General features: G+C 45.0%; 11 protein-coding genes and 1 other RNA gene. 3 read left to right on the top strand and 9 right to left on the bottom strand.

Going from position 1 to position 12,970, the window contains the following annotated elements; genetic code table 11:
* Positions 1-216, top strand: a transfer-messenger RNA (tmRNA) gene (ssrA, locus tag A5294_RS01495); the annotation flags it as partial.
* A gap of 68 nt (positions 217-284) precedes the next feature.
* Here the strand turns inward: ssrA and miaA are convergent.
* The gene (miaA, locus tag A5294_RS01490; protein ID WP_064340276.1) at positions 285-1,298 is read right to left on the bottom strand and encodes a tRNA (adenosine(37)-N6)-dimethylallyltransferase MiaA; all 1,014 of its coding nucleotides are present in this window, start codon (positions 1,296-1,298) and stop codon (positions 285-287) included.
* 142 nt (positions 1,299-1,440) lie between these two features.
* On the opposite strand from miaA, the gene A5294_RS01485 reads away from it, so the two are divergent.
* Both A5294_RS01485 and A5294_RS01480 read left to right on the top strand, forming a co-directional pair.
* Positions 1,441-2,250, top strand: a complete 810-nt coding sequence (locus tag A5294_RS01485) for a GTP pyrophosphokinase family protein (RefSeq protein ID WP_004107417.1) — start codon at positions 1,441-1,443, stop codon at positions 2,248-2,250.
* 162 nt (positions 2,251-2,412) lie between these two features.
* On the top strand, positions 2,413-3,159 hold the full coding sequence (locus A5294_RS01480) for a Bax inhibitor-1/YccA family protein (RefSeq protein ID WP_004107416.1): 747 nt from the start codon (positions 2,413-2,415) through the stop codon (positions 3,157-3,159).
* 625 nt (positions 3,160-3,784) lie between these two features.
* On the opposite strand, the gene tuf is transcribed toward A5294_RS01480, so the two are convergent.
* From tuf to A5294_RS01440, 8 genes are all read right to left on the bottom strand, one after another.
* Positions 3,785-4,984, bottom strand: a complete 1,200-nt coding sequence (gene tuf / locus A5294_RS01475; protein WP_004118785.1) for an elongation factor Tu — start codon at positions 4,982-4,984, stop codon at positions 3,785-3,787.
* Positions 4,985-5,152: 168 nt separating this feature from the next.
* Positions 5,153-7,282, bottom strand: coding sequence for an elongation factor G (gene fusA, locus A5294_RS01470; protein ID WP_004107409.1), 2,130 nt, complete (start codon positions 7,280-7,282; stop codon positions 5,153-5,155).
* Positions 7,283-7,324: 42 nt separating this feature from the next.
* Positions 7,325-7,795 carry a 30S ribosomal protein S7 gene (gene rpsG, locus A5294_RS01465; protein ID WP_004107405.1) on the bottom strand — a complete coding sequence of 157 codons (471 nt, stop codon included), beginning with the start codon at positions 7,793-7,795 and terminating at the stop codon, positions 7,325-7,327.
* A gap of 3 nt (positions 7,796-7,798) precedes the next feature.
* A complete protein-coding gene (rpsL, locus tag A5294_RS01460; RefSeq protein ID WP_003813881.1) occupies positions 7,799-8,170 on the bottom strand; it encodes a 30S ribosomal protein S12 in 372 nt (123 codons plus the stop codon).
* A 267-nt stretch (positions 8,171-8,437) separates the two neighbouring features.
* Positions 8,438-9,688, bottom strand: a complete 1,251-nt coding sequence (locus A5294_RS01455) for a cell division protein FtsQ/DivIB (protein ID WP_064340275.1) — start codon at positions 9,686-9,688, stop codon at positions 8,438-8,440.
* 48 nt (positions 9,689-9,736) lie between these two features.
* The gene (gene murC, locus A5294_RS01450) at positions 9,737-11,299 is read right to left on the bottom strand and encodes a UDP-N-acetylmuramate--L-alanine ligase (RefSeq protein WP_064340274.1); all 1,563 of its coding nucleotides are present in this window, start codon (positions 11,297-11,299) and stop codon (positions 9,737-9,739) included.
* A complete protein-coding gene (locus tag A5294_RS01445; protein ID WP_064340273.1) occupies positions 11,299-12,498 on the bottom strand; it encodes a glycosyltransferase in 1,200 nt (399 codons plus the stop codon). Before A5294_RS01445 ends, murC begins: the two co-directional genes overlap by 1 nt.
* A 51-nt stretch (positions 12,499-12,549) precedes the next feature.
* Positions 12,550-12,970: FtsW/RodA/SpoVE family cell cycle protein (locus tag A5294_RS01440; RefSeq protein ID WP_197457097.1), on the bottom strand; the 421-nt coding region annotated here is incomplete at its 5' end.

Raw genomic sequence — 12,970 nt, 5'->3', positions numbered from 1 at the left:
CTCACGTCTTCGGAGTGGTGCTGAACGTCATAAGAAGACTTGCTTGAATTGCCGAGCTGCAGGACAATTCAGGGACTTTGACTGTAGATATGCTCGCCATGAATTGTCTGCGATAACATGGGGGCAGAAAAACTGCCGCACGGCCAGCAGACTACGCACGTAGAAGACCGAGGGTACGGTCACCGGACCGGGGTTCAATTCCCCGCGACTCCACAAACGCAACAACGCCACTGCTAAAACAGTGGCGTTTTTTGTAGCAAAACCCAATGTTTCCAATGCTTAAATTAAACGTTAAAAGCATCTCCGAGATGGTGCTGAGTAGCGTGCTCAGTAGCGTCAGAACTATTGCAATCAAACTCCCCCGCATCCGCAGCATCAACAATCGCGAGCGCAGCTTCCGCAAGATCCGGTCGCAACGCGTCCAACCAGTAAATGCGTGCATCCCTACCAAACCAACCCATTTGTTTGCGTGCAAGTCGTCGAGTTTTTTGCGCAATATCCGCAAAAGCCTCATCCTCACTCCAAACGCCATCCAAATAATCCATAATCTGCTGGTAGCCAAGAGCACGAGCTGCAGTCACACCCAATCGCCCTCGAATTGCGCGCACCTCATCCACAAAACCCTGCTCACGCATAATTTGCGTACGTAAATCCACGCGCTTATCTAAATCTTCACGACGCAAATCTAAGCCAATTTGCACGCAATCAATCACATACTTATACTTCGGAAGCGTTGCGGAATAAGGCTTTCCCGTAAGCTCAATCACTTCCAGCGCGCGAATTGTACGTCGCGGATTGCGCGCATCCATATGAGCCGCAGCAACCGGATCCTTTCGTTGCAACTCATCAAAAAGCGCACCTGCTCCTTCTTTGCGCTCGCGCTCCTCCAAAGCTGCACGAATAGACTCATCCGTGCCTGGGAATGTAATATCATCCACAGCAGCACGAGCATACAATCCCGATCCTCCAACTAAAATCGGCCTCACACCACGCGATTGCAACTCACTAATACACTGCCTTGCCAAAGTTTGAAAGCGCGCAACCGTCATCGTTTCTTCAGGATCAATAATGTCAAGCAAATGGTGTGGTACTTCCGCCTGCTCCTGCGCACTCGCCTTAGCCGTGCCAATATCCATGTAACGATACATTTGATACGCGTCTGCGTTGATGATTTCCGCACGAATCCCGCGCTCAGCTAATTTTTTCGCAAGCGCAATACCAAGACTAGTTTTGCCTGAAGCTGTAGGACCAACTATTGAAATTACTTTAGGAATATTATCCTGCTTATTTTCAGACAAAATACACTCCCCGTCAAAATACTTTCCTAGATTTTGCTTGCGCGCAATCACCTAAGATATTTATATCACGCTTTGCAAAGAATATTACATTTACATACGCACTCCCAGACGTTTAGCAGTTTTTATAGTATTATTAAAAGACGTGATACTTGATCGTCATAACCGCGTAAACGCAGCAGAACTCTATGCGCGTCTTCATAGCAACGAAGCAGCTAATGAAAGCAACAATTTAAGTAGCAATGTAAGCAATACAAAAAATCAACAAAATTGCTCCCAATGCGACAAAACTAATTCGCTTATGCTTCCTGAAGACCAAATCGACGAATTTGTAAACATGATGCAAATTTACGAAGGAGCAATGTACGAAATAAGTACAAAGCTCGAGATTCTAGATAGCGAATTTCAGGTGCGATTCTCTCACGACCCAATTCACCACATGGAACGCCGTCTTAAATCAGTGCACTCAATTTTTGAGAAGCTGCAAAGGCGTCATCTAGATATTTCCACACGCTCTATACGTGATAATCTTTTCGACGTAGCTGGAATTCGCGTAATTTGCAACTACTGCGACGATGTGTATTCTGTAGCACAATATCTTTCTAAACAAACAGACATTCAAGTATTGCAAGTTAAGGATTATATTAAGAATCCAAAACCTAATGGATACCGCAGTTTGCACGTAATTTATGCAGTTCCTGTGTTCTTGTCTTCTGGAGCACACTACACGCCAGTTGAAGTGCAATTCCGAACTATTGCGATGGATTATTGGGCTAGTTTGGAGCACGCTTTAAGATACAAAGCCGGTTTGCCAGATGCAAAGTTGGCTGAACACTCTCAAACTTTGCTCGATTGCGCGCATAGCTTGCAAAATATTGAAACACAAATGCAAGGTATTCACCGCGATATTAATGGTGCTCCTCAAGTTGAAGAGGCACCTAATAGTAAGGCATAATATCAATGCGAAGCGCAAGATTACGAAATACTAAAATCAGCTTATTGTACGAACGTATAAATTATGCTGTATTTTTTTAGCATTTTCCCAGATGCTTTAATTATAATTATGTGAGAACGTTGTCTTGACAGCGTTTTATTTCATAGCTGTTAAGGAGAAATAATGACAAACTTTACTCAAGATTATTACGGAAGCAGTGCTCCTGAGGTTATTGACACTCAGGCAACATATGCTTTTGAAGAAGCAAAAAGAGTTTCAGTAGGACGCACTTATGGCGAAATGACGCTTGGATTGATTGTTACAACTCTTGTGGCACTGTTCACTCAGAGCGGTAATTTCTGGCTTAGATTTATGTTTGCAACCCGCGGATGGGGTTGGATGATGCTGGCAATTGCTCAGGTTGTGATAGCAGTTGTTCTTGGAACGCGTTTAATGAAGATGAGTGAGACAACAGTACGAGTTTTGTTCTATGCTTATGCTGCTTTAACAGGATTCACTTTAAGCTCAGTCTTTCAAGTATTTAGCCTTGGATCCGTGGCATTAGTGTTTGCTTTAACTGCAGGATTCTTCCTGTGCTTGACAATGCTTGCACTTACTACAAAAAAGGATTTGCTTAAAGCTGGTCCAATTTTAATGGTTGCATTACTTGTATTCGTTGTTGCGCAAATTATTATTTCGTTTATTGGGCAAGATACTGGAACCATGCGTCTTATGGCTGGAATTGGCATCGTTATTTTTGCAGGTTTAACAGCTTACGATGCTCAGCAAACTCGCGCATTACTTGCACAATATGAAAATCAGCCTGAAATGGTTAAGAAAGTATCTATTTTCTGCGCATTCCAACTGTTCTTGGACTTCATTAATATGTTCATCTACTTGCTAGAGTTGCTCGGAGATAATAGAGATTAGTAGTTCTGATTTTCTAAACACAAAACCCTGCCGAACGAATTCAGCAGGGTTTTTATTTATGTGTTCTGTGTTCCAAACATGGGCGCGATGACATGCTTGAGCGCAGCATTGCGCGCGCGAAAGCAACTCGGAGCGCCGAGCTTGCTCAGGGTTGAAAGCACAGTGTGCTTTCAACGCAAGCGAGGTTTGTCTTCGTCAATAAAGATGAAGACAGGGCAGGTTCGTGTGGTTGGGTTTTAGAAACTGGGTTGTGTTTTGTGAGCGCGATGACATGCTTGAGCGCAGCATTGCGCGCGCGAAAGCAACTCGGAGCGCCGAGCTTGCTCAGGGTTGAAAGCACAGTGTGCTTTCAACGCAAGCGAGGCCTGCCTTCGTCTCGATTGACGAAGGCAGGGCAGGTTCGTGTGGTTGGGTTTTAGAAACTGGGTTGTGTTTTGTGTGCGCGACGACATGCTTGAGCATTAACCACAACCGTGCTTCGCATGCCAAATCGCGCTTTGAAGGAGCTTGAAATCATTGGGATTTCAAGCTCCTTCAAAGCGCGCACGAACATAATAAAGACCCCGCGAGGAAACTCGTGGGGTCTTTATTAAGCCTTAGCTAATATTTTCAGTTAGAGAAAATACTAGGCAAGAATCTTGGTCACACGACCGGAACCAACGGTACGGCCACCTTCACGAACTGCGAAGGTCAAGCCCTCTTCCATTGCGATAGCCTGGATCAACTCAACAGTGAAGGTTGCGTGATCGCCTGGCTGAACCATCTCAACGCCGTCTGGCAAGGTGATAACGCCGGTGACGTCGGTGGTGCGGAAGTAGAACTGTGGACGGTAGTTGGAGAAGAACGGCGAGTGACGGCCACCTTCGTCCTTGGTCAAGACGTAAACTTCGCCTTCGAACTTGGTGTGTGGGGTCACAGAACCTGGAGCAGCCACAACCTGACCACGCTCAACGTCGGTACGGTTGATACCACGGAGAAGAAGACCAGTGTTATCGCCAGCCTCGGCCTCATCCATCTGCTTGTGGAAGGTCTCGATGGAGGTAACGGTGGTGGTCTGAGTTGGACGCAAACCAACAATCTCAACTGGGGTGTTGATTGGGAGCTTACCACGCTCAACACGACCGGTGACAACGGTACCACGACCGGAGATGGTGAACACATCTTCGATTGGCATCAAGAATGGCTTGTCAAGATCGTGAGTTGGGGTTGGGATGTACTCATCAACAGCCTTCATGAGCTCCTTGACGGTCTCTACCCACTTCTCGTGATCTGGAGCGTCATCGTGCAAAGCACCGTAAGCAGAGGTGCGGATGACTGGGCAGTCGCGATCGAAGCCGTTTTCTTCGAGGAGGTCACGAACCTCTTCTTCGACGAGGTCGATAAGTTCTGGATCATCAACCATATCGCACTTGTTCAAAGCAACGAGGATCTTCGGGACACCGACCTGCTTAGCGAGCAAAACGTGCTCACGGGTCTGAGCCATAGGACCATCGGTAGCAGCAACCACGAGGATTGCGCCATCCATCTGAGCAGCACCGGTGATCATGTTCTTCACGTAATCAGCGTGGCCTGGAGCGTCCACGTGAGCGTAGTGACGCTCAGCGGTCTGATACTCGATGTGTGCGATGTTAATGGTAATGCCGCGTTCCTTCTCTTCTGGAGCGGCATCAATCTGATCGAAGTCATACTGAGGGTTCAGATCTGGATACTCGCCATGCAGCACCTTAGAAATAGCCGCGGTCAAGGTAGTCTTACCGTGATCAACGTGACCAATGGTACCAATGTTAACATGCGGCTTAGTACGCTCGTACTTTTCCTTTGCCATGTGTTTGTCCTCCTGGACGTCTCGTAGTTTGCCTCACACATTTGTGAGAGGTCTTTCGCTACATATTACTGGGTTTCTGGGTTAGGTGCCACTTCGGTGCCAGAACCCAGTCAACGTAGGAAATTCTAGCGTTGACCGGGGACAGAAAACACCGAAGTAGCGTGCGCTTTATTCGCCGCGCTGAGCCTTAATAATCTCGTCCGAAACGGCCTTCGGGACCTCCGCGTAAGAGTCCATCTGCATGGTGAACATTGCGCGGCCCTGAGTCTTAGAACGAAGATCGCCAATGTAGCCGAACATTTCGCTCAGCGGCACCTTGGCATCGATAACTTTCACGCCAGTAGCATCAGTCATAGACTGGATGTTACCGCGACGAGAGTTCAAATCGCCCATGACATCGCCCATGTACTCTTCTGGAGTACGGACTTCGACAGCCATAATTGGTTCGAGAATTACCGGATTAGCCTTAGGAGCAGCTTCCTTGAAGCACATGGAACCTGCAATCTTGAAGGCCATTTCCGAAGAATCGACATCGTGAGTCTGACCGTCGGTGACGGTTGCCTTTACACCCACAACTGGGAAGCCAGCCAAAACGCCGGATTCCATAGCTTCCTGCACGCCTGCATCGATTGAAGGAATGAATTCCTTGGTGATGTGGCCGCCGGTAACTTCGTTGACAAACTGATAGGTTTCGCCAGATTCTGTGTCGAGAGGCTCGAAGTTCATCAAAACCTTTGCGAACTGACCAGAACCACCGGTCTGCTTCTTGTGAGTGTATTCCTGGTTCATAACAGCCTTACGAATCGTCTCACGGTAAGCAACTTGTGGCTTACCAACGTTCGCTTCGACCTTGAACTCACGACGCATACGATCAACGATAATGTCAAGCTGAAGCTCGCCCATACCGGAAATCAAAGTCTGACCAGATTCCTCATCGGTCTTAACCTGGAATGTAGGATCCTCGTCAGAAAGCTTAGCCAAAGCCAAGCTCATCTTTTCCTGATCAGCCTTCGTCTTTGGCTCCACAGCAACCTCGATAACAGGATCTGGGAATGTCATGGATTCCAAAGAAATTGGGTTCTTTTCGTCGCACAAAGTATCACCAGTGCTGACGTTCTTCAAACCAACGAAGGTGTAGATGTTACCAGCTTCAGCTGAATCTACAGGATTTTCCTTATCAGCATGCATCTGGAAGATCTTACCAACGCGTTCCTTCTTGGACTTCGTGGAATCGTACACGGAATCGCCTGGCTTTACTTCGCCAGAGTAAACGCGCACAAACACGAGCTTGCCATAGAATGGATGGGTTGAAATCTTGAATACCAATGCTGCAAATGGATCTGTATTAACTGGCTTACGGTCAATTTCAACAGATTCGTCACCTGGCTTGAAGCCCTTAATAGATGGAACATCTTCTGGGCTTGGGAGGAAGTCGACAACAGCATCCAGCATTGGCTGAACACCCTTATCCTTGAATGCAGAACCGCAAGTTACTGGGAATGCCTTACGCTCAATGGTAAGCTTACGGATACCAGCGCGCATTTCTTCTTCAGTAAGTTCGCCAGTTTCAAGATACTTCTCAACCAGCTCATCGTCAGCTTCAGCAACCTGATCCATAAGCTCAGCACGATACTGTTCTGCACGTTCCTGCAAATCTTCAGGAATGTCAACGGTGTCATAGTGAGCACCCATATCGTCCTTAACGTCATTCCAGACGTAAGCCTTCATACGAATCAAGTCAACAACGCCAACGAAGTCGTTTTCAGCACCGATTGGAAGCTGAATAACGAGTGGAGTTGCACCGAGCTTCTCCTTGATGGTCTTGACGGAATAGTAGAAATCAGCGCCAAGCTTATCCATCTTATTGATGAAGCAGATACGTGGAACGCTATACTTATCAGCCTGACGCCACACGGTTTCGGACTGAGGTTCCACACCTTCCTTACCATCGAAGACTGCTACAGCACCATCGAGCACGCGAAGGGAACGTTCCACCTCAGCGGTGAAGTCCACGTGGCCTGGGGTATCGATGATGTTGATCTGATAGCGATCATCAACGTCATGAGTCTGACGCTTCCAGAAGCAGGTAGTTGCAGCAGACTGAATAGTAATACCGCGCTCCTGCTCCTGAGCCATGAAGTCCATGGTAGAAGCACCATCATGAGTTTCACCGATCTTGTAGTTCTTACCAGTGTAGTAAAGAATACGTTCGGTGGTAGTAGTCTTACCTGCATCAATGTGCGCCATGATGCCGATATTACGAACCATATTCAGGTCGTTAAGCACATCTTGTGCCATATTCTTATCCTTAGCTCTTTAAGATACCGATTATCTTGTGGATTACCAGCGATAGTGAGCAAAAGCCTTGTTTGCTTCTGCCATCTTGTGGGTATCCTCGCGGCGCTTCACGGAAGCACCCAAGCCATTGGAGGCATCGAGAATTTCGTTGGCCAAACGCTCAGCCATAGTCTTTTCACGACGAACACGTGAGAAGTCAGTAAGCCAGCGGAGGGAAAGAGTGTTTGCACGAGCAGGCTTAACTTCGACTGGAACCTGGTAAGTTGCGCCACCAACGCGGCGAGAACGAACCTCAAGATTTGGACGAATGTTATCAAGAGCGCGCTTCAATACAGAAACTGGCTCCTGCTCGGTCTTTGCCTTCACCTGCTCAAGAGCGGTGTAGACGATGTTTTCTGCGATGGACTTCTTACCATCGAGAAGGATTTTGTTAATCAACTGAGCCACGACGGTCGAGCCGTAGATTGGATCAGGAAGCAGTTGATGCTTTTTTGCAGGTCCTTTACGTGACATGTTTTACTTCGCCTTCTTTGCTCCATACAGGGAACGACCCTGCTTGCGGTCCTTGACACCCTGGGTATCTAATGCGCCACGCACGATGTGGTAACGCACACCTGGGAGATCCTTCACACGGCCACCACGCACGAGCACGATGGAGTGCTCCTGCAAGTTGTGACCTTCGCCTGGAATATAGGCGGTTACTTCAATACCAGAGCTGAGGCGCACACGAGCAACCTTACGAAGCGCGGAATTTGGCTTCTTAGGAGTGGTGGTGTACACACGGGTGCACACGCCACGACGCAGCGGGCTACCCTTCAAGGCCAAAGTCTTTGACTTTTTCGGCTTGGCCTGACGTCCTTTACGGACAAGTTGTTCAATCGTAGGCAACTTAAGTTCTCCGATTCATTGTTATTTTCTATTTGGTGAAAACCGCCACACTGCAGCACACCATAACCAAAGAATCGGTTAAAGAGTAAAAGCCACAGTCCACCGGCCCGATGGCCCTCGCGCCTCCAGCCACACATTACTGCGCACTATCTTTGGCACTTGGGATATCCCAACACGCACGCCTATAACATAAGGCACGCCGTTGGCACACACGAATTACTATTATACACCTAATCTTGACAATGCAATTAATAAAGTTTTAAAACCCTATTTAAGAATTGGACGCACAGGAGCAGACACATCTAAGCTGCGTTTGTTTCCAATTTTACTAGGATCATCAATAATCTTGGCAACAATAGCTTTCTTTAACTCAATCTGAGACGAATTGCCCCATATAATAGTTTTTTTAACATCCCCTAATTCTGTTTCGACAGAATCTTGAGTTTTTGCACTAACTCTCGTAACTCTAGCTCGCAAAGATTCCGAAAGTGAACTAACAATTTTTACAGCTTCAAGTACCGCTCTATTATTCAAACTTCTTTGCACATTTGAAACTTCAATAACAGGTATTCCTTGTGTTGTAACTTGAGCTACGGCATTTAACACGCGACCTTTAGCGTCAACAGCAGTTAATTTATTGCTATCTCGAGTTTTGAGCATTGCTGCAGGACGTTGCGCATGTACAGAAACATGCAAACCATTAGGAAAATTCTTAGAAACTTTTGCTTCAGTTACGCCAGGAATATCGTTAAGTTGGTTAATTACTTCTTGAGAAGAAACTAAAAATAGTGATTTACCAACCTGAGTTGACGCAATTGAAGCAATTTTTTGCTCACTCACCCACTCGTTAGATCCAGAAATACTTATATCGCTAGACTTAAGAAGAAAAACTGGCGAGAAGAATAAAAACCAAACAATCGCCGAAACAGAGGCAATCACTGCAAGAATTGCAAGAATTCGTTTAACAGTAAATTGCAAATAAGCAGATTTACGTTCTTTCAAACGCTCTCGAAAATTAATTATTCTAGGACGAGTAATCATTCCAAGAGAACCAGAAGTTTGACTTAAAGTTTTTCTTACAAAATCAAGCTTCGGCAAAAGTCTAGCGTCAACAAACTTACCTTGATGATTTTTTTCATTAACATCAGCTACTCGTATTTGCGATGTGTTTTGGCTGATTATATGCCTTTGGAAACGCTGGTCTTTGCGCAACGACGAAGCAGATCTAGGTTTAGAAATATGAATTTTTTCATCACGCGTTTTTTCGATACTAGATTTTTTTATATTAGATTTTCCGATATTAGATTTCGCACCACGCGCTACACCACGCAATWCACCACTACGCAATTCATTATTAAGCAATTCAGCACTACGAGACGCACTACTACGAGACGCAATGCTGCTTGATTTATTACTACGAGACTCTTCAGTACGCGCAATATTAAGACTTGAAACGGTACGACGATGCGAATTATTTGCATCAGCATCGTACGATTTGCTTGACCTCACGCGACCCATAATTGCCTCTCGTAATAATTTATATTTTAATCGCTTAATTTCAAAGCACTACAATGCTTCTAGCATAACAGACGTCATAGCAGTAATACTTCCTGCACCAACTGTAAGCAGCACATCACCAGATTTTGCACGCAAAGCCAGTTTCAACGCAGCTGCGCGCATATCGTCAACCGCTTCAATTTTTACATCAAGATTCTGTGATTTTGCAGCTTTAACAATAGTTTCAGCATTAATATTTGGAAAATCTTCCTGCTTTTCGCGAGCTGGGAAAATTCCTGTAACAATTACATCGTCTGCAAGAGCCAAAGATTTTGCAAACTCATTAGCAAAAGCCTGCGTTCTGGAGAACAAATGAGGCTGAAACAGCACGCGAAGAGTAGAAGAAGTGTACTTTCTTCGAGCAGCGCGCAATAATGCAGCTATTTCAGTTGGATGGTGAGCATAATCGTCCACAACTGTTACACCATCAACACATCCACGAATATCAAAACGACGAGACGCACCTCGGAAGCTTTCTGCACCACGAGCCGCATTTTCTGGATTCATACCGAGCAATACTGCAGCAACAATAGCTGCAGAAGCATTAAGAGCATTATGCAAACCTGGTATTAACAAGCTAACTTGCACCTTGTTCGAACATTTAGTATGCTCATCCAAAATTTTTTCTGGCAATACAAGCGTAAACATTTCGCGACCACTTACAGCTTGCTCATTTTCATGCTCAATACTTGCGAAGATAGCTAATTTTTGTACGCGCGAGCTGAGTTTTAGGCTCCAAGTATCCAAATTACCGTAAGCAATTGTTTTGTTTAAAATATTATCCGGCATAGCTTCAAGTACTTTTCTAGCACCTTCGTCTTCTGCACAAATTATTACGTTATTAACAGCATGACTTACGTGCTCAACAAATGCTTCTCTGTATCGTTCACTAGAGCCGTAATGATCCAAGTGATCTGCTTCAGCATTTGTTACGATTGCAATACTTGGGCTGTATTTTTCAAAACTTCCGTCAGATTCGTCAGCTTCAGCAACCATAACAATTCCATTACCAGCATGACCGCCGTCTAAAACTGTTCCGTCTGCGGCTTGAATAGATCCGCCGATTGCGTAGCTTGGATCAGCCAAATCGCCTACTGCAGCCACAGTTAATATATGAGAAAGAAGTGAGCTAGTAGTTGTTTTACCATGCGCTCCAGCAACAGTCACACCAGTTTTTGCAGATAATAATAACGCAAGAATATCGCTGCGATGAACAAGTTTTATGCCGCGCTCATATGCTGCCATAATCTCCGGATTGCTCGGTTTAATAGCACTTGAATACACGAGTACATCTGCATGCTCAACATGTGAAGCACTTTGTCCAATTTCTACTTCAATACCTAATTCTTCCAAGCGTTGAGTGTGATCATTTGCTTCACGATCGCAACCGCTTACGCTTACTCCCTCTTCATGCAACATTTCTGCCAGAACACTCATTCCAGCTCCGCCAATGCCAATAAAATGCACTCGCCCTAGTTTTGAAATAGTTTGCGAATCATCAAACGCTGATTTTACTGGGTTTAAATCAATGTTGTTATGAGATGAAGTTGTATTGCTATTAAGATTAGTCATTACTTTCTGCCTTCTTTTGCGATTTCAAGAATACGCTTCGCCATAACGTCTGCAGCATCACGAATACCATAATTCCAAGATTTAGTGCGCATAGCTTGTAATTGCTTTTTGTTTTGCAATAAAGCTAATCCTTCATCTATAAACCACTTCGCATTGAAATCAGCATCATTTACCATTAATGCTCCCCCTGCATTTACTACAGGCTCAACATTGAAACGCTGCTCGCCGTTGCCAATAGGCAATGGCACGTATACAGCAGGTAAGCCAAGTGCAGAAATTTCTGCAACCGTTCCAGCTCCTGCACGACATATAACTAAATCTGCACAAGCAAAAGCCCAATCAATACGCTCTAAATATTCTGCAATATGATAATCGCCACAACCAGCATGCTCTGGTTTAATATCGTTTATTTGCGATTCACCTACTTGCTTTGCAACTATATCTCGCACTTCTTCCGCTTTTGCGCGACCAGTCAAGTGAATTACTTGCGCATGTTTTAAAATATCTCCTGCTGCTGCAGCAACAGCTTGATTTATGCTTTTTGCACCCAAAGATCCGCCGGTAACAAGAATAATTGGACGTTTAGGGTCAACGCCAAGTTTTTGCGCACCTTCAACGCGAGCGGAATCATAATCTTTTTCTAATCTTTCACACAATTGAGAAATAGCAGGTCTAAGAGGTAAACCAACTCTTTCAACTTTGACACCTTTTCGTGTGCGCAAATCAGTATTCCCATAAACTGTTCCAACAGCATCAGCCCAACTTGCACCTAAGCGATTTGCCATTCCAGATTTAGCATTCTGCTCGTGAATCACAATAGGAATATGCTGCGCATGAGCTTGAGAATATACTGGAGCAGAAGCATAGCCACCGAAGCCCACTACTATATCTGCTTTTCTAGCGGCTAGTATATTTCGCACTTTGCGTTTTTCGCGCATCCATCGAATTGGAAACTTAATTGCATCTAGATTTGGCTTACGTGGGAACGGCACTTTTTCTATAGTGTCAAGTTCGTACCCTGCATTCGGCACAAGACTTTTTTCCAAACCAACTTCTGTGCCAATTACACTAATTAACGCTTCAGGATTGAGCTTTTTAATCGCGTTTGCAACAGAAAGCAAAGGATTGACATGACCTGCAGTACCCCCGCCTGCAAGAACAATATGCACTTCATGCTCAATAGCATTATCAAACTTCATTTCACTACCCTTGTTATAACTTTCATATTATAAAAAAGTTGTAAATACTTACTACTTCGATATAGTAAGTTGCGGATTGGAACGCATAAGACCATCAGCTACGCCAATTGCAACCAAACACATAACAAGCGAAGATCCACCTGCGGACACAAACGGCATAGGCACTCCCATAACCGGAAGTATTTGCACAACAACAAGAATATTAACTAATCCTTGGCCTACAATCCACGTTGCAATACACATTAATACGATTGAAATAAATTGCGATTTCGCTTTTAATGCTGAAGATAGTATGCACCAACCAATAATTACGTATAGCAAAATTACTGCTGCTGCAACCAAAAAGCCCATCTCTTCGCCAATAATAGCGAAAATAAAATCATTGTGAGCGTAAGGCAAATAATTCCATTTTTCACGAGAGTTTCCGATTCCAACGCCTAATAGTCCACCAGAAGCCATTGCATATTGAGCA

It is taken from the genome of Gardnerella sp. 30-4, from assembly GCF_001641215.1.
Lineage (GTDB): Bacteria > Actinomycetota > Actinomycetes > Actinomycetales > Bifidobacteriaceae > Bifidobacterium > Bifidobacterium leopoldii.
This window is presented reverse-complemented; position numbering and strand designations above follow the sequence as displayed.